The organism is Edaphobacter sp. HDX4, from assembly GCF_036877565.1.
Lineage (GTDB): Bacteria > Acidobacteriota > Terriglobia > Terriglobales > Acidobacteriaceae > Edaphobacter.
Genome location: NZ_JAEDXW010000019.1, coordinates 97382 through 119905, shown reverse-complemented (window position 1 = coordinate 119905; position 22524 = coordinate 97382). Strand labels below are relative to the sequence as shown.

The following is a 22524-nucleotide window of genomic DNA, read 5'->3' as shown; positions in this document are numbered from 1 at the left end:
CGCGGACGATGATGATTTTGACGACGACGATGATCTCGGTGGCCGGTTGCTCGAAGACGAGGAAGAAGAAGAGGTGCTGATCTCATCCGACGATGACGATTCAGACACGCTCGAAGAAGAAGAGGGCAACGATATCGGTCGTGAAGAGACCGAGGAGGAAGATCGAGCAGAGGATGCGCGAATCTTCGCTCCGCCTCCCTCCACCAGCGTGCCTTACTCGCCCGCGCAGCGGGAGTCGGAACTTCCTCAGAGCGGGACCGCTGTCGCGGACGTAAAGAGAGCGCCCGCGAAGAAAGCTCCTGCGAAGAAGGCTCCCTCAAAGAAGGGCCCTGCGAAGAAGGCGGAGAAGACGACCACAGTCAAAGCTCCCGCTTCCAAGAAAACGCCTCTCAAGAAAGCGTCGAAGACCTCTGCAAAGAAGAGTTCAGCGAAGAAGGTGGCTGTTAAGAAGTCGGCCAAAAAGGGCTCGAAGTCCGTTCCTTCCACAAGATCTGCCGCGAAGAAAGCCGGGACCCAGCGCGGCGGGAAGGTCGCCTCTAAAAAGGCGCCCAGTAAGAAGGTCGCGGCAAGCAGCAAAAAATCCATGAAGAGAGGTACCAACAACTTGGCAACGAAGAAAGCAGCAAAGAAGGCAACGAAGAAGGCTGTTAAGGCAGTGAAGAAGGCCCCTGCGAAGAAGGCGGTCAAGAAGGCCCCTGCGAAGAAGGCAGCCAAGAAGGCTCCTGCGAAGAAGGCGGTCAAGAAGGCTCCTGCCAAGAAGACAGCAGCAAAGAAGTAAGACGATTTACTAAGGCAAGCAAAAAGGCCCGGTCGGCTCCCCGTGAGCGCCCGGGCCTTTTTGCGTCTGCTGGAATTCGTTAGTTTTTCTGAGCTGCTATCTCGGCCAGCACCTCTTCGCTGTGCTTCTGCACATCGACCTTTGGCCACACTTTGACCACCTTGCCTTGCGGCGAGATCAGAAACGTCTCACGGTTGGCGAATTTCATCGGACCCATCGCCTTGACCGGAACACCGTAAGCGTCCACCACCTTGTGATCGGGATCGGCCAGTAGCTTGAAGCTGAAAGTGTCCTTGGCGCACCACGCCTTGTGGCCTTCAACCGTGTCCAGGCTTACACCCAGTACGACTGCATTGGCTGAGTCATACTTCGACATATCACGCTGGAAGTTGTGCGCTTCAATGGTGCAGCCCGTCGTCTGGTCCTTTGGATAGAAGTAAAGGACGACCCACTTGCCCTTGTAGTCAGACAGGCTGATCGGCTTGTCTTCCTGCGAAGGCAGGGTAAAGTTGGGAGCAGTTGAGCCCGCCTGCACCTCATCGGCGGCATAAGCTCTCATGCCAAAGCCACAGACTGTAGCGACACCAAGCACCACCGCAATCCACATCGTTTTGCGCATCATCGTTCCCCTTTTTGTAGAACATCTGGTTGTAAGACGGAATCGGGCCGGCCAAGACGCGCAGAGCCATCCGCGCATCGAAATTTTACTCCGTGGAGACAATTGATGGGTTTTGAAGGAAATCGCCTACTCGGCGACGATAGCGATCTCAGCCTCATCCGCTGCCCTGACGATGGCATCCGGATCGAACATGAGCGTTCTTCCGGCTTCGATAGCAAGGCAGGTAGCTCCCGCACGTTTCATCGTCTGGATCGTCGGAACTCCGATCACCGGGACATCGAAGCGCATGTCCTGGTTAGGCTTCGCTACCTTCACTACCGTAAGCGAACGCCGCAGAAATGTGCCGCCGTGTACCTCCTGTCCGGTGGCCGCCTCAGCTTCTAGAGTTCGAAAGAGGGCTCCGGCGCGCTCGATGGTCGCATCCGTGCCTTCCATGGCTTCGACGGCAACGCAGGCCTGTGCGGCGATCACAACCGTCTGGCCGAGATCGTAGCCCGCGATGGCGCGTGCGACGGTGCGACCGTAGACGATGTCCTTCTGCTCCTCGTCATCTGGGTGGCGCCTCGTCAGCACGCCCGCCTTGGCCAGCAGAGGCTCCAGAAACTGTGTGGAGGAGATCAATTCAATCCCTTCGTCACCGAGCACCTTCGCGACTGCGCCCAGAAGCATGTCGGTCGAGCGCGTGCGCAGGTTCAGCAGAAGTTTGGCGAGCCGCCAGTCAGGGCGAATGCTGGAGAAGATCTGCTTGTGCTTCACCTGCCCGGCCATTACGGCCCGGCTGACGCCTTCGGCGTGGAAGGTTTCGATCAGGCGCGATAGCTCGCCTAGCGACATCCAGTGCACACGCACGTTTGGATCCGCCGCCGCTCGAACATTCATGGCAACATCGGTCTCCTCCTTGATTGCGGCGACGACGACTGTAAGCCCATGTGCTCGCGCCGCGTCGAGCAGAAGAAAAGGAAAGCTGCCATTGCCGGCAATCAGGCCAAGTGTGGACATTGGCCTACTTTAACGCATGCTCGGCGGAGATGGTTTAAGAGCGAGCCGATGAAGCTATCTGGAGAGTACACCGATCCCAATCAACCAGGTCTCCACTAATTCAGGCCACGCCGTCACCGGGAGCTTTGTTCTGCGCAGACCAAAGGCATGTCCACCGTGAGCATAGAGATGCATCTCGACCGGAACCCCAGCCCTTTTGAGTCCTACGTAGTAGCTCAGGGAATCCTCGACACGGTCCACATTGTCATCCTCGTTCTGTAGCAAAAAAGTAGGTGGCGTCTGTCGCGTAATGTGCGAGCGTATATCAGGATTCAATGCAATGCTGTTATCCGCCATCGACAGATGTCCGGGATAAATAGCGATGGCAAAGTCAGGGCGGCAGCTTTCTCTGTCAGCGGCATCGACTTCTTGATAGATACGTTTTTCGGAATGCACGCTCGTTGCTGCTACAAGGTGACCACCTGCCGAAAATCCCAGCACTCCTACCTTATGCGGATCAATATGCCACTCGACCGCATGAAACCGCACCAGGCCAAGTGCTCTCTGAGCATCCTCCAAGGCAATCGGCGAGGAAGGGTAAGCCCCCGATTTTGGCAACTTCCCCTCTCCCGGAACACGATACTTCAACAGCACACACGTGATTCCCCGGAAGTTAAGCCAGTCACAAGCCTCGGTGCCTTCAAGATCGATGGCTAGAATCTGGTAGCCGCCTCCCGGAAATACAACGACTGCAGCGCCCGTGTTCGTCCCTTTCGGAGAGTACACCGTCATGGTTGGAACGGAGACGTTGTTGATGTAAGTCCATGGCTTGCCCCCGACCAGGTCCTTCGCGTCTATCTTTACCGTCTCCGGTCCAGTGATAGGAGCAGCATCCGGTATTGCACCGGGCCATATCTGCACTTGCTTATGTCCGGAGGAAGGCTGCCAGACCGGCTGCTGTGCCCTCATGAAGTTAAACGAAGATACGATACAGAGAACGAGGCTCCAAAGTTTCATTGTCACCATCCCAGGTCACTGGCTTTTGTCGATTCTAGGGATACCGGGAGTGAATCAATTCTCTGGTTCGATACGGAACCGGATGAGTTATCAAACTCCTCTGGTTTGGGGCCCAAAAGGGCAAAACTTTAGGAGTTTTCCTCTACTGGTCGGTGTATCGCCGAACGCCTACTTGATAACTCCGCGCTCGCTCCTGGCGATGAAGTCGGCGAGATACGCCACCTTGTCGCCAAACTCGCCTGAGGCGATCTTCTCGCGGATGGTCGCCAGTGCCTCGCTCGTGTTCAGCTTGGAGGCCTGCAACAGTCGGTAGGCCGCTCTCAGCTGCTTGATCTCATCCCGCGTAAAACCTTTTCGCTCCAGACCTATCTTGTTGATGCCGTACGCATGATTATTTCGCTCAATGCTGGTCAGCGAATAGGGAAGTACATCCTGTGTAATCGTGGTTCCGCCGCCGACGTAGGCATGGGTCCCGATAGTGCAGAACTGGTGGACCGGATTCAGAGCGCCAACCACGGCATAGTCCTCGACAGTGACATGGCCGGCCAGCGTGGCGGCATTTGCGAGGATGACTCCATCGCCGATCGAAGAATCGTGTCCGATATGGGTGTACGCCATGATGAGGCAGCCCGATCCCACACGGGTAATTCCTCCACCACCCGCCGTCCCACGGGAGATGGTGACGTACTCCCGAATGTCGTTCTTATCACCAAGGACCAGTTGGGTTGGTTCGCCCTGGTATTTCAAGTCCTGTGGCGCAATCCCTAAGCAGGCGAACGAAAAAACGCGGTTTTCGTCTCCCATGGTGAGGTGCCCATCCAGCACGACATGCGAGACAAGCTCACATCGCTCTCCCAGGACAACATTGGAGCCAATCGTGCAAAAGGGTCCCACCGTGCAGCTCTCGGGAACCCTGGCGCCTTCCTCAACAATCGCTGTGGGGTGAATACTCACTCAGACTTCGCCCCCGGACTTCGCCTCAGGCTTCTTCGTTCCTCGTGGAACCAGCGCGCACATGACTGTGGCCTCACAGACTACTTTTCCTTCTACTGTCGCGGTTCCCTGCATACGCACGGCAGTCGAGCGCCAGTTCAAGACCTTGACCTCGATGCGAAGTTGGTCGCCGGGGACCACTGGCTTGCGGAACTTGGCACTGTCGATGCCTGTGAAGACCATAAGCTTGTCGTCTCGATCCGGGATCTCCGTCAGGAGCAGAGCCCCGCCCGCCTGCGCGATGGCCTCGACCATCAGGACCCCGGGCATGATCGGGTAATCGGGGAAGTGCCCCTGAAACTGTGGTTCGTTGAAGGAGACATTCTTGATTGCAACGATTCTCTGTTTCCGCTCAATCTCTACCACGCGATCAATCAGCAGAAAGGGATAGCGGTGGGGGAGGATGGACATGATCTCGAGGATGTCCATAGTCTGCTTTGCCTGGGGCGTCTCGGTCGCCGAAGGCGGAACTGCAGCTTTTTCAGTCAATTCAGTCATGGCAGACCTGAGTATAAACCTCGCGACCAGACCTTCGAAGGCGTAACCGGTTTGGGTGATAACGGCGGTTACTTCTTCTTGGGGAGGATATCAGGATTGAACAGGTCAGGGGACAGATTCTGGTCGTATGCAACTTTGGTCAGAAAGCGCTGATTGATCATGTCGCCATTGCGGTAGCGGGTGATGTTGTACGCCGTCGGGATCCCTTGAACCGCGTGATAGTCGGAATAAGTCTCCGACTCCTCGTCGAAATCGTTGAAGGTTTCGTTACGCCACTTGAAGGTTCGCCTCAGCGGCAGATGGGTGGAAGCGTCCAGCTCCAGAGTGACCGCATCGTTATTGGCGCTCAGCACCGTGACCTTGTCGGCCATCCGACGCTCCACCATCGTCGTCCCTTCGGCAAGAATCATGACGCCCGGAGCCTTGATCCATTTCTCCACGACGCTCTCAATGGAATGGTCCTGTCGCCGGTAGTAGTCCGCCACCTGATCCTTGGGGAGCGTGGTTCGCCCCTTATAGGTGATCTCGTAACCGTTGCCGCCGGTCCATACCTGAACGACGTCGATCTTTTTGCCGGGCAGGATCATGCTCCGGTCGGTGAGAAAGCCGATGCGCTCAGCGCCACCCTGGTTGGCATCGGGAAATCTTCGCCAGCCCTGATATTCAATGACAATGCCGTTGGGAGCACCACGAAAGAACGCTGCGGTTCGTCCGGTCACCTGCATATCCTTGCGAGAGAGCCAGGCTTCGCCTCCAAGAGCCTCCACCATCTCATCCATCAGCTTCTTTCCGAGCTGCTCGTCGGTCATGCCCTTCGCCTCGGTCGGGGCTGCGCTTGGAATGGCGCTAGCCTGCCCATACATGCGTGCAGGGGTGACGGCAAAGCCAAGGATAAGCAGTAAGGCAAGCAACAGGTTCATGCGTTCTCCAGGCGGCCCGGGAGTCATCCAGCCAGCACGGCGCCGCCGTTGACGTTAAAGATTTCGCCGGAGATGAAGCCGGCCAACGGTGTACATAAAAACAGAATGGGACCGGCGATCTCTTCCACCTTTGCGGGACGTGCGAGAGGAATTGTTGCCAGCACCTTTTTAGACGTCTCCGGATGCGTCAGGGCACCCGAGGACATCTCTGTATCCACCCAGCCCGGCGCAACGCAGTTGCAATAGATGCCCTGGCTTGCGAGTTCACTGGAGAGGCTTTTGGTCATGCTGACCATAGCTCCTTTGCTGGCCGCGTAGTCGGTGTGAAAGGCTTCGCCTCGCTGGGCTGCGGTGGAGGCTACCAGGACGATGCGGCCTCGTGTATCCCCGATGGGATCCTGTTGCCGCATCTGTGCGACTGCCGCCCGCACCAGGCCAAAGGTGCTGTCGAGATTGATCCCCAGGGTAGAGCGCCATTGTGCGTCGCTCATCGCGTCGATCGGAATGTCATGAGGAGGCCAGACACCGTGATTCACGATCAGGCAATCCAGACGGCCGAGAGCTGCGACCGCTGCACGAACCAGAGCCGTTCCATCCGCGGGAGTTCCAAGCTCCTGGCGACTAGCCTGGCAGGCAGGTTCTCCACCGCACTCCGCAATCAGCTGTCGGGCCTGCGCCTCTGCCGAGCGGTAGTTGAAAAAAACCCGCGCACCGGCCTGGCAGAACATTCGAACGGTGGCGGCCCCGATACCGCGGGAACCCCCCGTAATCAACGCAGTCCGCCCTGCAAGCGAGAGCGAGATGCCCTTCTCCGTTAATTTTTCCATACGCTGACGCTATCGAATCCAATATGATGGTGCAACTTCGACCGATCGCCTGCACGTAGCTTAGTTCGCCGCAAAGGAGAATCGCTCGTGAAGATCGCCGTCCTTATCGCTCGTATCCTGTTGGGTCTGGTGTTCACGGTCTTTGGGCTGAACCTATACCTCCACTTCATTCCTATGCCGCCTCCACCGGGAGACGCCGGTGTCTTACTCGGACTTCTATTCAAGTACGGCTGGTTTTCCTTCCTGGGTATTCTTTATATCGTCGCCGGAGTGCTCCTGCTTCTGGGGCGCTATATCGGGGTGGCGCTTACAATCCTGGGTCCGATCATTGTGGTGATGCTGCTGTTCCATGTCACGATGAATCCGCAGGGAATCGGTCCCGCGTTATTTGTTGCCGTGCTGGAGGGGTTCCTGATCTACGCGCATTGGCATCATTTTGGGACCGTTCTGCATGGAACGCACAGCCAGGTCGACGGAAACCACCATACCCTGTGAAGCCGCGGCATCAGGTCTTCTTTCCGGCGGCCGCCAATGCAGCTTTGCGTTCGCTAATGAGCCGCTTTTGCTCACGAAGGGGCAGAGCGAGAGTATCGCGGGTTCTTCTGGGTAGCCTGGCAGCGACAATGGCGTGGGCGGCGGTCAGCTCGGTCTTCCACTCAGCGGTACGGAAGACGTCCCAGCGCTCGATAGCAACCCACCAGGCTCTTGCGAGATAGGGGGCGGGGAGAATACCTTCGTGCTCGAGCAGCTCGGGATAGCGCTCCTGACCGGCGCAGAAGGAGATCACGGCACGCCCATCTCCATCCAGGTTCGCCAAGGCGAACATCTTTCCGCCGATCGCCTTGTCTCCAACCCAGAAGACAAGGTTCGCTCCCCATTGCATGGTCTCGACTACATGAGGCATTTCGAGCAGAAGCGAACGAATCTGTTCGACGTCCATGCGCCTAAGTATAAGCAGGAGCGGGCCCGAATCCGCGGATGCAAAGTTCGATTAAGTCGTTGCCGCCGGGTGGTTTCCGCACCAACTTCAGGCCCGTTTTTCAAGCTTCGAAGCAGCTGCAGCTTTCTGAGTGGCGCGACGAGTCGCTTTACTGTGCGGACCGGGCTCGCGTTTGCAGCTCCCTTTCGTTCCGGGGCGTTTTCCCGGGACGGGTTCAAATCCTGGCCAGCAGCGGTTGCTCTTTTTCGCGTTGGCACGCTTCACGCTTTTTTTTGCGCTCTTCTTCTGACTGGATTCCCGGGTTTTGTTTGAGGTCGCGGTCGCCATGGTTATAAGAAGCAAATCATGGGTCCGAGGAGGTCTCGATTGAAGCCGATTCGATCATTGCCCTGGTATTTACAGCTACCGTTCGGTCGCAATCGATCCACACACATCTCTCAGTGCGATCCTGGACAGCAGGTACTCCGCGTGCCCGCATCGCGAGATTCGTCTCAGAGCAGACGAAGCCGAATCGGACCCTTCGCGCGAGCAGGATCAATGATCTTTCCCTTCTGGGTTATGACCACACTGCCGGTCTTTACCAACCTTCGAGCGGCTTCGCGCGCCGGCTCCATCAGGGATTCCCAATCGTGCCGTGTGGCCCTGCCTCCAACGAGCTTTGCCGCCTCTGAGGGACAGATGCTCTTATCCGGACCACGTTCTGCCAGCAACTGAAGAATCGCGTCTTCAAGTTCGGCGATCTTCTCGCTGCCGACCGTTCCTCTGCATTGCGGACTGCAGTATTTGGCGATGTCCCAGTCCCGCGCCCGCTTTTCGTTCCAGGAGAAGGGCCGTCTGCAGGTCTTGCAGATCTTGTCCTTTGGAACCGTGATGCGGTCGGGCCTCGGCTTTGGATCGGGCATCTCCACCTTCGATGGGCTTGCCGCTCAGGAACCATTCTCCTCAGCGACTCTTCGTCTCTTTATACTTAAAAACGACCATGTCGACATTTCCCTCCGTTGAAGAACAACTTGATCTCATCACCAAGGGTGCATCGGAGATCATTCCTCTCGAGGCTCTCAAAGAGCGTATCCAGCAGTCGATCACGTCCGGCAAACCCATGCGGATTAAGGCTGGCTTCGACCCGACGGCTCCCGACCTGCACCTCGGCCATACTGTGCTGATCCGTAAGCTCCGCCACTTTCAGCAGCTTGGCCACACGGTGATCTTCCTGATCGGCGACTCAACGGCGCTGATCGGCGACCCCACAGGACGCAACGTTACGCGAAAGCCCCTGACCCCGGAGCAGATCAAGGCGAACGCAGAAACTTACAAGGAGCAGGTCTTCAAGATCCTCGATCCGGAGAAGACCGAGGTCCGCTACAACTCTGAGTGGCTGGACAAGTTGAGCTACTACGACCTTGTACGGCTGCTGGCGCAGTTTACTGTTTCGCAGATGCTGGAGCGCGAAGACTTTCACAAGCGCTTCGATGCCGAGCAGCCGATTGCGCTGCACGAGATGATCTATCCCATCGCGCAGGGGTACGACTCCGTCGCCCTGCAGTGCGATGTCGAGCTTGGCGGGACCGATCAGAAGTTCAACCTGATGCGCGGGCGCGATCTGCAGCGTCACTTCGGCCAGGCGCAGCAGATCATCCTGATGAATCCCATCCTCGAAGGTCTGGATGGCGTACAGAAGATGTCGAAGTCGCTGAACAATGCGATTGGGATTCACGAGCCTCCTTCGGAGATGTACGGCAAGCTGATGTCCATCTCGGACGAGTTGATGTGGAAGTACTGGACACTGCTGACCGATCTGCGAGGTTCGGAGATTGCCGCGATGCAGGCCCAAGTTACAGACGGAAGTCTGCACCCGATGCAGGCGAAGAAGAACTTGGCGCATACCATCACAGCAGACTTCCACTCTCCGGCAGCTGCGGATGCGGCCGCCGAGGGCTGGGCCACCCAGTTCCAGCAGCGGGCTGTGAGTGAAGGTGTTCCCGTCGTGAAGGTCGCTCGCGACGCTGAAGGATTGTTTGCAGCCGACGGAGGAGAACTGCGTCTTCCCAGGCTGTTGCAGCTGACAGGACTGGCCACGTCGACGGGAGAGGCTACACGCAAGCTCGGCGAAAATGCGGTAAGCATCAATGGCGCGAAGATTAGCGCCCGGACCATCCAGATGGAGGAACTCGGTTCGAAGCCGATCCTTCGGCTGGGGAAGCGATCCGTCCGTGTGGAATGGACGTAGTCCCGGCAGGAATCAGGTAAAGAGAAGATTCCGCAGAGCGTGGCAAGAGAATTTGCAACGCCTTCTGATCTAGCGCGTCCAAATCTCACCTATGACAGGCTCGTGGAAGGCAGAGCAGATTCCCTCATTGACGAACAGGCGCTTCCTGATCACGGGAGCTAACAGCGGCATTGGTTTTGCTGCGGCGATGAAGCTGGCCCGCAAGGACGCTGAACTGATCGTCACCTGCCGTGACCGACGTAAGGGCGAGGAGACGCTGGCGCGGCTCCGGGAAGAGGCTCCGGGAGTGCGGGCCGAAGCGGGAGTGCTCGATCTTGCCTCGCTAGCATCGGTACGGGAGTTTGCCGCGGGGGAGCTCGACCGCCAGCGGCCGCTGCATGTGCTGATCAACAACGCAGGCGTGATGGCGGTGCCTCACCGGACTCTCACCGCAGACGGATTTGAGATGCAGTTTGGGACCAACGTACTGGGCCATTTCGCCCTGACCGGTCTTCTCTGGCCAGCCATTCAGCGGGCCGCTGCCGAGACCGCAGAAGCGCCTCGTATCGTGACCATCGCCTCGATTGCTCATAAACGCACCCATCTTGACCTTGAGGATCTGCAGTCCTCGCGGTCCTATTCCCCCATGCGGGCTTACCAGCAGTCGAAGCTTGCAAACCTGATGCTTGCGCAGGAGATGGGCCGACGCCTGCAAGCCACGGGGTCACGGGTGCGAAGCATCGCCGCCCATCCAGGGGTGGCGGCCACAGCTCTCTTCCGCACCGATGGCCGATCCTCCCTGACGAGAAGTCTGCGGACGATCATCGGGCATGTCATTGGCATGTTTTTGAATGACGAAGCAGAGGGCGCGCTGCCTACGCTGTATGCCGCGACTGCTCCCGACGCAGAGAACGGCGGCTACTATGGCCCGCAGGAGTTTGCAGAGATGCGGGGCGAGACCGTGGGGCCGGCGAAGGTCGCGGCCCACGCGCAAGATGAGGCACTGGCCTCACGGTTGTGGGAAAAGTGCAGCGATCTGACAGGTGTTGACTTCGTCTAAAGGTGCCTGCACTGAAGTTTGTCTTGGTCTGGTGATCAGAGTTCGTCCGGATGAGCGGCGTCGGTGATCGGAGCGGAGTTTCGCCTCAAAAAGAGCGATGCTCGACGAGATTACTTCCTTAGACCGAAAAATCAATGAGATGCAATTCTGCGGAGCGAATCCGCATCCTAATAGGCGGGTAGTCGAGGGCGTGTTTGCGTACGCGCCCTTATCTGTGCCGGGATCTCCCTTTAGGAAACAGTTACGCAAGATGAGGACTTCACAAAAGCTTCGTGAATCTCCAGTGGTGCATTGTCTCGGAGCGTTGCCTCTCTCCGATGGCACGCATTTCAGGGTCTGGGCGCCCGTTGCAAAGTCAGTGGAGGTGGTTCTGAGGACCGGAGAGTCCTACCCTCTTCTTCCACAAGAGAATGGCTACTTCAGCGCGGTAATCTCATCGGTTCGAGCCTCTGAGCACTACAAATATCTTGTCGATGGCGAGGGGCCCTTTCCTGATCCCGCATCACGATTCCAACCAGAGGGACCGCATGGATGGAGCGAGATTGTTGATCTGTCTGCTTATCCGTGGAAGCCTCGTGAGAGGTCTAACTTACAGTTAGTTGATCAGGTAATCTACGAACTCCATATCGGTACCTTCACTCCGGAAGGAACCTATCAAGCAGCAGAACGTGAGTTTGTCCGTCTGCGGGAGCTCGGAATCACCCTCTTGGAGATCATGCCTGTTTCGGAGTTCCCGGGAGAGTTCGGATGGGGATACGATGGCGTCTTCTTCTTTGCGCCGCATCATCACTATGGGACCCCGCGCGACCTCTGTCATATGGTCGAAGCTGCCCATGGCGCGGGACTCTCGGTCATCCTTGACGTTGTTTATAACCACTACGGTCCCGACGGCAACTACCTGCCGCAGTACTCTCCTTTCTATGCCTCCGACCATCCAAGCGAATGGGGCGAGGCCCCGAACTTCGCAGGCGAACACAGCGAACCGGTGCGGGAATTTTTCATTCAAAACGCCCGATACTGGATTCGTGAGTTTCAATTCGATGGCTTGCGTTTCGACGCTACCCAGGCGATGGTGGATTCGGGAGACTGTCACCCGCACATATTGACCGAGATCTCCTGCGCCGCTCGTGCTGCAGCAGAGGGTAGGGAGATCATTCTTATGAGCGAGTGTGAGCGGCAGTGGTGCCATCAACTGGCTTCTGTTGCCGAGGGTGGATCAGGGCTCGACGGCATGTGGAACGACGACCTTCATCATTCTGCAATCGTACGGCTGACCGGAAAACGGGAAGCGTATTACACGGATCATCTGGGGAAGGCGCAGGAGTTCGTTTCGGCTGCGAAATGGAGCTTTCTGTTTCAGGGGCAGTTCTATTCCTGGCAGAAAGCGCCACGTGGAACACCATTTGTTGGAGTGGAGCCTTGGCAGGCTGTCACCTTTCTGGAAAATCATGATCAGATCGCAAATTCCCTCCAGGGGACGCGACTCCCTGGTTCTTCCAGCCCTCGTCTCTACCGTGCCATGGTTGGATATTGGCTGCTGACTCCGGGAACTCCCATGTTCTTTATGGGGCAGGAGTATGGCTCGACGAAGCCTTTCCTTTATTTCTGCAATCAACGCGAAGACCTCTGCGAAAAAGTTCGCGCTGGCCGGGCCGATTTTCTGGAGCAGTTCGAATCCATCCGGAGCCTACCGGACCCTAAGGCAGTCATTCCCAATCCCGGTGACCGGGCAACTTTCGACGCTTGTAAGCTCGACCCCAAAGAGAGAGAGCGCGTGGATGGCCGCCAAACTCAGAGGCTGTTTGCTGATCTGCTTCGCATTCGCCGCGAGAACCCCGTCTTACGGAACATACAAAGGAGGCAAATTGATGGTGCAGTACTTACGGACGACTGTTTTGTTATCCGATATTTTGCTGATCAGGATGAGGGTCACCGGCTTCTTGTAGTCAATTTTGGCCCCTTTCTGGAATTGACTCACTTGCCCGAGCCTCTACTCGCTCCTCCGACTGGTAAACAGTGGCAGTGTGTGTGGAGCAGCGAGCAGATTGAGTATGGTGGCACCTTTGCCATGAGCCCTGTTACGCCCGAGAGTTGGCACATTGCTGAAAAAGCCACGAGTCTTCTTATCCCTTCCAATCTCACATCAGAACCATGACTACAGGACCCTATGAAGTCAATCTTTAGACCCAAACCAATCATCAGAGATGTTCCCCTTACATTAGAAAACCTCGACGAGCAGGCGAGAACCCGGCGTGGACTTTACGCAGAATGGCTCGTGACCAACGGCCTTGGCGGATATGCCTCCGGAACCATCGGCGGATTCAACACGCGACGCTTCCATGGGTGGCTTATAGGTGCCCTTCCCGCTCCCCTCGGCCGAATGATGATGGTCAACGATCTTCGTGAGCGGATTCATATCGACGGAAAGGAGTATCCACTCAGCTGCCTTGATTTCGCCAGCCGGGAGTCCATCGATTCAGAGTCGACGAAGAATGAACCTGTTACTCCTGTTCATGAGCCGGTTAGTCCGTATCTTCATAACTTTCGGCTGGAGACAGGCCTGCCTGTTTGGACATTTCGTATCGGCGAGACCGTGCTAGAAAAGCGCATCTGCATGGTTCACCGGCAAAACACCAGCTACATCAAATACTCCCTTCTCGCAGGGAGTGCGCGACTCGAAGTTCAGCCAGCACTTCATATAAGACCGCACGAAGGGACAGTGGAAGGATCGCTTCCTGAAAAATATCGTTTCTCGGCGGTCGAGCAGGGTTTCGAACTCTTTGCCGGGCCCGACCTCCCGGTCCTGAAGTTCTCGTGGCAGGGAGGCCAGACTAGCTTTCGTATAAACGCTCGAGAGATTCGAAATCTTCGCTATCGCATCGAGCAGAGCCGTGGGTATGACTGGCAGGGCAACCTCTGGTCGCCGGGAGTTATGTGCAGTGAGCTGAAGACAGGGGAGCAGGTTTCGCTCACCTTCTCCAGCGAAGATTGGGTTCAGGTGCAGGCGCTGAGCGCAGAAGCGGCGTTTGCGGCCGAGATCGAACGCAGGCGAAGACTCCTCCGCATGGCTCCCGAACCTGCACGAGAAGGCTTCGCGGCCGAACTGGTCCTCGCCGCCGACCAGTTCCTGATCACTCCGATGGGCCGCCTGTCCGACCAGGTCCGTGCTTATTCGCTTGGCGACGAGACCCGGAGTGTCATCGCCGGCTATCACTGGTTTACCGACTGGGGACGAGACACCATGATCTCTCTCGACGGGCTAACCCTCTGCACGGGACGTTGGAAGGAGGCAGAGTACATTCTGCGCTCCTTTGCCAATTACATACGGGATGGCCTGATTCCGAACATGTTCCCCGAGGGCCAGCAATCGGGCCTCTACCATACTGCCGATGCCACACTGTGGTTCTTCCATGCAGTGGACCGTTACTTCACCGCGACGGGAGATGCTGAGACCCTGGAATTCCTGCTGCCCCACCTGGTTGACGTTATTGAATGGCATCAGCGAGGCACAGATTTCGGGATCGGTGTCGATCCGGCAGACGGACTTCTACGGCAGGGCGCCGTCGGATACCAACTCACCTGGATGGATGCCAAGGTCGGAGACTGGGTCGTCACACCCAGGCGCGGCAAGGCCGTTGAACTCAATGCGCTCTGGTATAACGCGCTTCGTCTCGCGGCGGAGTGGCTTTCGCTGATCAAGAAGGACGATCAAAATTGTGTGCGTTTCACCGAAGAGGCCGGTCGAGTGTATGCGGAATTCCAGAGACGGTTCTGGAATCCTCAGCTCAAATGCCTCTTCGACGTTGTCGATTCACCGAGAGAGCAGGACGGCCAATTAGTCGATCCTCACGATGACCCTTCCATTCGGCCCAACCAGGTCATCGCGCTCTCTCTGAAGTATCCCGTACTCGCAAAGGACAAGTGGACGGCTGTGCTCGACGTGGTAAAGGCGCAGCTTCTCACCCCCGTAGGGCTGCGCTCTCTTTCGCCGGACGATTCAAACTACAAAGCCCGGTACGATGGTGATCTGTACACACGCGATGCCGCCTACCACCAGGGAACGGTCTGGCCCTGGTTGATCGGCCCGTTCTGCGATGCATGGCGTCGGACTTACCCCGAGGATCATCAGTCGATTGCTGGTTTTCTTCGGGCCTTCAAAGATCAACTCTGTGACGACGGAGTCGGTACGATCAGCGAGATCTTCGACGCGGACCCACCTTTTACGCCACGCGGCTGCATGGCTCAGGCCTGGAGTGTAGCGGAGGTGCTTCGCTCTTATCTCGCAAAACCCCGCGATGCATCTCCGGCTCACAAAGGTAGATGATTTTGGGTCGCATTCCCTGTGGCGATGAGCGCACAGCGTGCGGAAGGAATGGTCGGGGCGGAGGGATTCGAACCCCCGACCCTCTGCTCCCAAAGCAGATGCGCTACCAGACTGCGCTACGCCCCGACTCCCATTAGTCTACCGTACCGATGTGCGCACTGTCGCAATTAAAGCCACGTAGGAAAGTGGACCTCGACGCCGAACAAAGCATGCATCAGGCCGTTCGCCAGCCATGCCAGAAGCACCATGGGAATCAGTATCAGCAGACCCAGGACCGCGACCAGCGCAATCAGAAACAGCCAGCTCTGGATGGTGTGTTTGCGAGGCTCGTAGAGGCTGCCCGTCAGTAGAGCGTAGTTGCGGCGATTGGCTCGCCAGGCTATATCGAAGGCGTCTCCGACCAGGGGAATGGTTCCGATGACCACTTCGATGACGACGTTCGCCATCATGCGTGCAAGGATGACGTATGGAACGCCGCGCATCCAGGCCGCGAAGATGATGAAGCAGGAGGCTATGCCTCCGAGGATGTCCCCGATTCCCGGAATCAGCCCAACGATTCCGTCCAGGCCTAATCTGATTGAGGTTCCGGGAATCCGGATGAAGTCGTCCAAAATGTGCGAGAGGATGTCCAGATTTTCGTCGTCGAAGACCCCGCGGCCTTTGCGGGTTCGGGGAGTGAGGATCTCGGGCTGAGAGGGAGGTTGCATAGGAGAACCTGGTCGACGCGAGGATTTTTCTGTCTTCGACAAGTGAATGCTACAATTGATAGCGATACGGCGGCTATAGTTCAGTGGCAGAACGCCGCTCTGTGGCAGCGGATGTCGTGGGTTCGAACCCCACTAGCCGCCCCAAAATCTTCAAGTCTCAGATATTTGGGGTCCCCGTATCGGAAGTCCCTTCTTACGCCGTGGCCCGAATCCCGCAAGCCCCGCTGCCCACCGATGAAAACGCTGCGATGGCGGCTTCCTCACGGATCTTTGCCGGAACCTCCGGCTGGGCCTATCCGACCTGGAAACCCGATTTCTACCCTGAGGGAACTCCTGCCAAACGATTTCTGGAGTTCTACTCCAGGCAGCTCAGCTCGGTTGAGGTGAACTACACCTTCCGCGCCCTTCCAACGGCAGCGATGCTTGAGAACTGGCTTGCGGCGACACCTGGTTTCTTTCGCTTCAGCTTCAAGGCTCCTCAGAGAATTACGCACATCAAGCGGCTTGCAAACTGCGAGTCCGATCTCGCCACCTTCCTCGCGGTGCTGGAGCCGGTGCGGCAGGCGGGCAAGCTCGGTCTTCTGCTGTTTCAGCTTCCGCCGAACCTCAAGGCGGATGCCGCACGGGTGCAGACGTTTCTCGCTGCTCCGTCCCTCAAAGGAGAGGGCGCGCCCTCGGTCGCGTTCGAGTTTCGTCACCCGTCCTGGTTCTGTGAGGAGATCTATTCTGTCCTGCGTTCGAGTAACGCCGCTCTCTGCGTCGCCGAGAGTGACGAACTTGCAACGCCGGAGGTCCACACGGCCAGCACGATCGCCAGCTTCCGCCTGCGTCGTAACGGAGCGTACAGGCCGGAAGAGATTGCGGCGTTTGTGGAACGTCTTCGAGCCTTGGCCTTGGACCGTGATGTATACGTCTACTTCAAGCACGAAGATGAGCCGACCGGTGCTCTGAATGCATTGTCGTTTGTCGAAGGCATCGTGACCGCTGGAAAGGCGCAGCATTCGTGAGCAGCACAAAAGAATGGATCGCGCCGCAGCATGTGGCCCACGCCTCGGAGTTCATGCCGCGTCGATTCTTTTCCAACGGACACCTGCAGACCATCCTCGGAAATTTTTTGCGGCGTTCCGACCTGCTCCCACCTGCCGAGACGGTTTTGGTCGAGGTGGTGCCCTCTCGCGACGGGCGGGTAGGAAGTAGTATTCGCTGCGACTGCCACTGGCAACCGGCAGAGTTTCGCGCTGGGCGTCCTACAGCCATCATCGTCCATGGGCTCGAGGGGTCTTCCAACTCGCAGTATGTTGTTGGCAATGCGAACAAGCTGTGGCAGGCGGGCGCAAATGTTGTTCGAATGAACATGCGGAACTGCGGGGGAACAGAGGCGCTCAGCTCAACCCTCTATCACTCAGGGCTTTCGGGAGATCTGAGCGCGGTGATGCGTCATTTCACAGAGCTCTACGGTCTCACATCCGTATCCCTGGTCGGGTATTCGATGGGGGGGAACCTTGCCCTCAAGCTCGCCGGAGATCTGGGCACGTCGGCTCCGCGCACGCTGCGCTCTGTGATTGGGATCTCTCCGGCCATCGATCTTGGGCCGTCTGCCGATGCGCTGCACTCGCCGCAGAATCGTGTCTACGAGATGAAGTTTCTACATGCGCTGGTGGCGCGCTATCGCCGCAAGGTGGCGCTATTTCCGGATGTCTACGACGCCAGCCGTGCGGACAGGATCGGTTCCATCCGCGAGTTCGACGAGCGCATCACCGCCTTCTATTCGGGCTTTACCGGCGCGGATGATTACTACTACCGCGCAGCCAGCGCCCGCGTTCTGGAGCGCATCGCGGTTCCCACGCTCATTCTGAACTCCGCAGATGATCCTTTCATTCGCCTGTTGCCGGAGAGTCGCGACAAGATTGCCGCCAATCGCAACATCCGCTTCGTCGAGACAGCTCACGGGGGCCACTGCGCCTTCCTTGCCCCGGCGGATCCAGCCTCTAAGTACGACGGTTACTGGGCCGAACATACGCTTCTGCGGTTTCTGCTGGAACACTCCGAAAACTGAATCCAGATTGGCGGGTCGCTCTTTATTTTGGGGGTATCGCGGGGAATACCCGCATACCTTTTCACAGTAAGAGCAGGCGGCTCAGCCTCTTAAACTTAGAGTGCCATGTCTGTATGCAACAAAGTACGGAGGATCGGTCTCTGGTGTGCCGTTTGCGCGGCCGGACTAGCCTGTCCCGGGCTCGCCGGAGCTGCATCTTCCAGCGTGAGAACTGCGTCGGCTGTCAGGCATGCGGCGTCGTTATCGCCATGGGAGAAGGCGGTGCAGGGACGCGAGACTCTGGAGGCGATCTCTCCGCACGAGAGAACCAAGGAAGACTACGGCCGGGCGCTCGACCTGTTCCGCAACATCTATCACGAAGATCCCCGCGACAAGTATGCTGCCGCCGCAGTCAACTCGGTTGCGGAGCTGCTGGCCGAGCAGGGACGAGACCTCGGTGACGAGAAGAGCCTGACCGATGCAGTCGGCCAATACGAATTTCTGCGTACGCAGTATCCGGGAAGCTCGTTTCGCATGGCTGCGCTTCTGGCAGAGGCTCAGATCTACGAGAACGCGCTGCACGATCCAGGTGCGGCGAGAGAGAAGTATCAGCTGTTCGTAAAACTCTATCCCGGCAACTCCCGGGTGGATGAGGCAAAGGCTGGCCTGGCATCGCTTGAGCGCGGCTCGGCGCGGCCCCGATCGGCGAAGCAGAGCCGCGAGATCGACACCGCTGCCGTGCGGACGGCAAGAACCGACCTGGCGCGCGTCGAGTCAGCTTCCTCCGCGTCGGAATCAGGAGCTAGTTTCGCTCCGATGCCTACGACCGGCGCGGCAGTGGCTGCGGAAGCTGCACGCCGTCGTGCAAGCACGAGAGCGGCTCAGCCGGTTGAAGTGGCACAAGCCTCCGTCCAGCCGGCTCAGGATGCGACGGGTCAGCCTTCCATCTCGCACGTGGCGATCGCGGCAAAGCAGCGACGAGGGGAGCTGGCGCAGGTTAGCGGGATCAGGCACTGGTCCACGCCCAACTACACGCGTGTGGCGATCGATCTTGGCGACGACGTCACCTACGAGGCGGCGAGAGTTCCGAATCCTGACCGCATCTACTTCGACCTGCATGGAACGCGACTGGCGCAATCGCTGGTCGGCAAGACATTCACGGTGACCGATGACGGGTTCCTCAAGGAGGTCCGGGCGGCGCAGTTTTCAAACGACGTGACTCGCGTCGTGCTGGACGTGAACGACGTCACCGAATACTCGGCCTTTCTGCTGCCGAATCCCTATCGGCTGATCATCGACATCCACGGCAGCAATGTGCGGTCGCAGTTTGCGGGCAGCCGAGCGGCTGAGCCTGTCATCACGCCACCGCAGAAGCAGAGCACGGCGAAGGTTCCGGCCCCGAGGACAGAGACGGACCAGGTGGCCACCTCGCGACATCCGGTTCCGGACTCTGTGGCGACGAGCAGCTCGGCCACGACGACCGATGTTGCGGACATCAGTCATCAGCCGGGCAGGCAGGACGCTACCAGCCTTCCGACGTCGAAGCCGATCGCGGTGGTTCCAACGAAGGGAGCGGCGGCGAACTCGGCGAGCACGGCGCATCGCAGCAGGCGCAGCAGGAGCGAGATTGCGGAGTCAGCCGAACCGGCCCGGGCCGCAGTCCCGACGGCTGATGGGCAGACTTCGCTGGTGCGGGCGCTGGGTTTGAAGATCGGACGAATCGTCATCGATGCCGGCCACGGCGGCCACGACTCCGGAACCATCGGCGTGGATGGCTTGGAGGAGAAGGACGTTGTACTCGATGTAGCGCTTCGTCTTGGGAAGATCCTGCACGAGCGGCTTGGAGCGGAGATCATCTACACGCGCTCGGACGACACGTTTATTCCTCTGGAGACGAGGACTGCGATCGCGAACAAGGCGCAGGCCGACCTGTTCCTCTCGATCCATGCGAACTCGTCGCGCGATCCGAGCGCACGCGGAGTCGAGACCTATTATCTGAACTTTACCTCGCAGCCGGATGCTCTGCAGGTGGCCGCCCGCGAGAATGCGGTGAGCGATCAGTCGGTCTATCAGCTGAGCGATCTGGTGAAGAAGATCGCGCTGAAGGAGAAGATCGACGAATCGAGAGAGTTCGCCTCCGATGTCGAGGAGAATCTCTACTCGGGCCTTGAGCGCGGCAATACGGGGTTGAAGAACCGCGGGGTCAAGAAGGCCCCATTCGTCGTCCTGATCGGGGCGAATATGCCTTCGATCCTGGCGGAGATCTCGTTCGTCACGAATCCGAAAGATGCGGAGCAGCTGCGCGAGCCGGAGTACCGGCAACGGGTGGCAGAGAGCCTCTTCAAAGGTGTGGCGAAGTACCAGGACGGTCTGAGTGGTGCGAAGTCTCGGGTGGAACAGGCGCAGGCGCTAAGCCGGGGTACCCCTCCCGTACAATAATGCGCAAATCTTCAAAACATTGAACTTAGGTCCGGACCTAAGTCGTAAATTCTTGAAAACAAAAGGTTGATTCCGCAAAATCTTGAAAACAAAGTAGATGGCCGGATCGGTTGTGAGGCCGCTCCGATGTTGTGTGTTTTTGTATTTTAAGGATATCAATCCGGACTGAATTGAACGGCAACGCTATGTCACGTTGGATCAAATAGATGAATGAGGTACGGGGTTGACACCGGTCAGGACGTGGCAAGAGTTTGGGGGGAACCGCAGATCCTTCGACTGCGCCTCTCGCGATGGAGCTGCGAGGAGGCTTCGCTCAGAATGACACTTTGGTGGGGTGTCAGGGGTGGATCGTTTGAGTGATTCGCTTGTGGAAGGGGTTCGAGCTTTGCTCGAATGAGCCCACCCTAGGCGCGATGGAGCCGCGCCGAAGATGGGGTACCCGGTTTGTTGGAGGCTCCTGGCCTGTTGGGTCTTGTCGGCGGTGAAGAGCTTTGTCTTAGCGGGAGACGGCTTTGAAGTCGAGCCATGCGAAGTTCATCTGGCCCTCTGTAAGGACATGGATCGTGAGGAGACTGCGTCCGGCGGGAAGCTGAAGCTTCACGAGAGCGGGGGCGAGGTTCCAGTGGTGCCATTGCCGCCAGGCGACCGGATCAGCGAGATTACTGGTGGAGGCGATGGCGAGTGGGCCGGAGGCGGGCTTACCATTGAGGTCGATGGAGATGGAGCCGCCGCGGTTGGAGGTGTAGAGCAGGTCGGCGGTGTAGGTTCCGGCGTGGTGGACGTCGACGGTGATCGAGAACCACTCGCCGGGCTCGGTCCAGCCGACGTAAAGCTGGTTGGCAGGCGGAGGGACGATGGTCCAGGGGTTGTCGTCGATGCGGTCGGGGGAGTTGCCGAACTTGGTGTAGGAGATGTCGACACCTTCGCGCATGCGGAACTCATGGAGGTAGGAGCCGTCGGCGGGGTTGAGCTGGCCGGAGCCGTGGTTTACGGCGTCGGTGTCGTGGAAGGCGACGCCTTCGCCGCCGTTGTCGTAGAAGGCGCACTCGACGCGACCGGGGATGGTTTGTGGGACGCGCTGTTTGGCATCAGTGTACGGTGTGCCTTTGTAGTCCCTGGGCAGGTGGGACTGTGCGAGCGCAGAGGCCGGAAGCAGCGTGCCGGTCAGAAGGACAAAGAGGATTCGATTCATAAGAGGTTTCACTGTTGGCCGGCGCCTGGACGCAACGCAACAACCGCGTACAAGTTTTAGCATCCGGCGTGAGACTTCAGAAGCCGTGAGAGGAGAGAAACTGAATTACGAGGGAAGAGAATACCTCCGGCTTTTCCAGGTACATCAGGTGCCCTGTATCGGGAACCACGACGCGAGCGGCTCCTGGTATGGACATGACCAGAGCGCCTGCCACGGCCTGATTGTCGGCGATGTCTGCGGATCCTATAAGGATGAGAGTGGGAATCCGGAGCCCCTGCACATAGGGGAAGACAGGCTTTTCCGGAAGAGGCATGTCGTTGTGTTTATGATCCTGCGGAGAGGCGTTGAGCAGCCGCCGGAGATGATCGCGGGCAGCGTCGTTGCCTGGAGCGATGAAGTAAGTGTTCTGGACGCGCACTTCGGTCGGGTCTTTCGCTTTTTGAAACTCGATCTGCTTGAGGATGAAGTGCTCTGAGTAAGGGAAACCTTCCGCCTCAGGGCCGACCAGCACAAGGTCGCTGATCTGCGAGGAGTAGCGCAGCGCCACGCTGAGAGCGATGTTGCCGCCATGCGAGCTGCCTACGAGTGCGGCCTGAGATATGTTCCGTGCGTGAAGAAGAGCGGCTACATCATCGGCTTCGTAGTAGGGCTTTGTCGTCGCTGACGAGCGGCCGTATCCTCGCCGGTCATAGCGGATGGCGTGGAAGTGTTTGCAGAGAGAGGGCCATACATCGTCCCAGACGGCTGAGTTGACGACGCCATCGTGAAGCAGAATCACAGCCTTCGGTCCGACGCCACACTCCTCGAAGTAGAGGCGGGATCCGTCGAGATCGAGGAATGCGCCGGGTGGATTTGCCACCGCCGAAGTTTGCGCGGTTACGGACCCGGTGCCGAGGAGTGAGAGAAGCACCAGCGTAACGTCGAGGATTTTCATGCAGAAAGGGTAGGTCCTGCTGAGTGGTCTATCAACCGGCTTTTATGGGGTCTTTTG

21 protein-coding genes and 2 tRNA genes are annotated in these 22524 nt (G+C 58.1%); 10 read left to right on the top strand and 13 right to left on the bottom strand.

What is annotated here, in order from left to right; all coding sequences use genetic code 11:
* Positions 1 to 778, top strand: a 778-nt coding sequence (locus tag JAO29_RS17450; protein WP_442886424.1) for a hypothetical protein, incomplete at its 5' end; no start/stop codon positions are given.
* 79 nt (positions 779 to 857) lie between these two features.
* On the opposite strand, the gene JAO29_RS17445 is transcribed toward JAO29_RS17450, so the two are convergent.
* From JAO29_RS17445 to JAO29_RS17415, 7 genes are all read right to left on the bottom strand, one after another.
* Positions 858 to 1400 (bottom strand): peroxiredoxin, encoded by a 543-nt coding sequence (locus JAO29_RS17445; protein ID WP_442886423.1) that lies wholly within the window; start codon positions 1398 to 1400, stop codon positions 858 to 860.
* 123 nt (positions 1401 to 1523) lie between these two features.
* Positions 1524 to 2396 (bottom strand): LpxI family protein, encoded by an 873-nt coding sequence (locus tag JAO29_RS17440; RefSeq protein WP_334269534.1) that lies wholly within the window; start codon positions 2394 to 2396, stop codon positions 1524 to 1526.
* 54 nt (positions 2397 to 2450) lie between these two features.
* The gene (locus JAO29_RS17435) at positions 2451 to 3392 is read right to left on the bottom strand and encodes an alpha/beta hydrolase (protein WP_334269533.1); all 942 of its coding nucleotides are present in this window, start codon (positions 3390 to 3392) and stop codon (positions 2451 to 2453) included.
* A gap of 168 nt (positions 3393 to 3560) precedes the next feature.
* On the bottom strand, positions 3561 to 4346 hold the full coding sequence (gene lpxA, locus JAO29_RS17430) for an acyl-ACP--UDP-N-acetylglucosamine O-acyltransferase (protein ID WP_334269532.1): 786 nt from the start codon (positions 4344 to 4346) through the stop codon (positions 3561 to 3563).
* On the bottom strand, positions 4347 to 4883 hold the full coding sequence (gene fabZ / locus JAO29_RS17425; protein WP_334269531.1) for a 3-hydroxyacyl-ACP dehydratase FabZ: 537 nt from the start codon (positions 4881 to 4883) through the stop codon (positions 4347 to 4349).
* Between the two features lie 68 nt (positions 4884 to 4951).
* Positions 4952 to 5803, bottom strand: a complete 852-nt coding sequence (locus tag JAO29_RS17420) for a hypothetical protein (RefSeq protein ID WP_334269530.1) — start codon at positions 5801 to 5803, stop codon at positions 4952 to 4954.
* A gap of 23 nt (positions 5804 to 5826) precedes the next feature.
* On the bottom strand, positions 5827 to 6630 hold the full coding sequence (locus JAO29_RS17415) for an SDR family NAD(P)-dependent oxidoreductase (protein ID WP_334269529.1): 804 nt from the start codon (positions 6628 to 6630) through the stop codon (positions 5827 to 5829).
* Between the two features lie 87 nt (positions 6631 to 6717).
* On the opposite strand from JAO29_RS17415, the gene JAO29_RS17410 reads away from it, so the two are divergent.
* Positions 6718 to 7125 (top strand): DoxX family protein, encoded by a 408-nt coding sequence (locus JAO29_RS17410; protein ID WP_334269528.1) that lies wholly within the window; start codon positions 6718 to 6720, stop codon positions 7123 to 7125.
* 10 nt (positions 7126 to 7135) lie between these two features.
* On the opposite strand, the gene JAO29_RS17405 is transcribed toward JAO29_RS17410, so the two are convergent.
* Positions 7136 to 7570, bottom strand: coding sequence for an MmcQ/YjbR family DNA-binding protein (locus JAO29_RS17405; protein ID WP_334269527.1), 435 nt, complete (start codon positions 7568 to 7570; stop codon positions 7136 to 7138).
* 491 nt (positions 7571 to 8061) lie between these two features.
* Complete coding sequence (locus JAO29_RS17400) at positions 8062 to 8472, bottom strand: DUF3253 domain-containing protein (protein ID WP_334269526.1); 411 nt, start codon at positions 8470 to 8472, stop codon at positions 8062 to 8064.
* A 77-nt stretch (positions 8473 to 8549) separates the two neighbouring features.
* Between JAO29_RS17400 and tyrS the strand changes: the two genes are divergently transcribed.
* From tyrS to JAO29_RS17380, 4 genes are all read left to right on the top strand, one after another.
* Positions 8550 to 9797, top strand: a complete 1248-nt coding sequence (tyrS, locus tag JAO29_RS17395; RefSeq protein ID WP_334269525.1) for a tyrosine--tRNA ligase — start codon at positions 8550 to 8552, stop codon at positions 9795 to 9797.
* Positions 9798 to 9888: 91 nt separating this feature from the next.
* Positions 9889 to 10836 (top strand): oxidoreductase, encoded by a 948-nt coding sequence (locus JAO29_RS17390; protein ID WP_334269524.1) that lies wholly within the window; start codon positions 9889 to 9891, stop codon positions 10834 to 10836.
* 250 nt (positions 10837 to 11086) lie between these two features.
* Complete coding sequence (gene treZ / locus JAO29_RS17385) at positions 11087 to 12991, top strand: malto-oligosyltrehalose trehalohydrolase (RefSeq protein WP_334269523.1); 1905 nt, start codon at positions 11087 to 11089, stop codon at positions 12989 to 12991.
* A gap of 12 nt (positions 12992 to 13003) precedes the next feature.
* Positions 13004 to 15160, top strand: a complete 2157-nt coding sequence (locus JAO29_RS17380; protein ID WP_334269522.1) for an amylo-alpha-1,6-glucosidase — start codon at positions 13004 to 13006, stop codon at positions 15158 to 15160.
* A 49-nt stretch (positions 15161 to 15209) separates the two neighbouring features.
* Here JAO29_RS17380 and JAO29_RS17375 read toward each other — a convergent pair.
* A tRNA-Pro gene (locus tag JAO29_RS17375) sits at positions 15210 to 15286 on the bottom strand.
* Between the two features lie 41 nt (positions 15287 to 15327).
* On the bottom strand, positions 15328 to 15867 hold the full coding sequence (locus JAO29_RS17370) for a DUF4112 domain-containing protein (RefSeq protein ID WP_334269521.1): 540 nt from the start codon (positions 15865 to 15867) through the stop codon (positions 15328 to 15330).
* A gap of 69 nt (positions 15868 to 15936) precedes the next feature.
* Here JAO29_RS17370 and JAO29_RS17365 point away from each other — a divergent pair.
* The 4 genes from JAO29_RS17365 (at position 15937) to JAO29_RS17350 (ending at position 20341) form a co-directional block, all read left to right on the top strand.
* Positions 15937 to 16011 (top strand) — tRNA-His (locus JAO29_RS17365).
* A 56-nt stretch (positions 16012 to 16067) separates the two neighbouring features.
* On the top strand, positions 16068 to 16874 hold the full coding sequence (locus tag JAO29_RS17360) for a DUF72 domain-containing protein (protein ID WP_334269520.1): 807 nt from the start codon (positions 16068 to 16070) through the stop codon (positions 16872 to 16874).
* Positions 16871 to 17923, top strand: coding sequence for a YheT family hydrolase (locus JAO29_RS17355; protein ID WP_334269519.1), 1053 nt, complete (start codon positions 16871 to 16873; stop codon positions 17921 to 17923). Before JAO29_RS17360 ends, JAO29_RS17355 begins: the two co-directional genes overlap by 4 nt.
* A 204-nt stretch (positions 17924 to 18127) precedes the next feature.
* Entirely contained in the window at positions 18128 to 20341 is a 2214-nt protein-coding gene (locus JAO29_RS17350) for an N-acetylmuramoyl-L-alanine amidase (protein ID WP_334269518.1), read from the top strand.
* A gap of 496 nt (positions 20342 to 20837) precedes the next feature.
* Here JAO29_RS17350 and JAO29_RS17345 read toward each other — a convergent pair whose 3' ends face one another.
* Both JAO29_RS17345 and JAO29_RS17340 read right to left on the bottom strand, forming a co-directional pair.
* Entirely contained in the window at positions 20838 to 21533 is a 696-nt protein-coding gene (locus tag JAO29_RS17345; RefSeq protein WP_334269517.1) for a hypothetical protein, read from the bottom strand.
* 76 nt (positions 21534 to 21609) lie between these two features.
* Positions 21610 to 22467, bottom strand: a complete 858-nt coding sequence (locus JAO29_RS17340) for an alpha/beta fold hydrolase (protein ID WP_334269516.1) — start codon at positions 22465 to 22467, stop codon at positions 21610 to 21612.
* Between the last annotated feature and the right edge of the window lie 57 nt (positions 22468 to 22524).